This window comes from Nocardioides oceani, from assembly GCF_030412965.1.
Taxonomy (GTDB): domain Bacteria; phylum Actinomycetota; class Actinomycetes; order Propionibacteriales; family Nocardioidaceae; genus Nocardioides; species Nocardioides oceani.
This window is the reverse complement of record NZ_JAUHJQ010000257.1, coordinates 1-225: the sequence shown is the minus strand read 5'-3', so window position 1 is coordinate 225 and position 225 is coordinate 1. Positions and strand designations below refer to the sequence as shown.

The 225-nt window shown below is 81.3% G+C and carries 1 protein-coding gene; it reads right to left on the bottom strand.

From position 1 onward, the window contains the following. The coding region (locus tag QWY28_RS23975) for a hypothetical protein (protein ID WP_300955397.1) at nucleotides 1–225 on the bottom strand (225 nt) is incomplete at both ends.

The window sequence follows — 225 nt, the reverse complement described above, 5'->3', positions numbered from 1 at the left end:
ATCCCTCGGCGTCGAGGCCGAGCACGCCGGTGGCCAGGGCCAGCCTCGAGGCGTCCCCCGGCTCCCAGCCGTTCGTCGGGAGGTCCACCGGTGCAGGCTCCGAGGGGGCCGCCGGGTCGCCGGCCTCCCGGCCGGCCCGCCCGCCCGGACCACCGGCGCCACCGGCGCCGCCGAGGCCGATCGTCGTCCCGGCGAGCACCAACGCGGTCGCCGCCGCGACTCCCG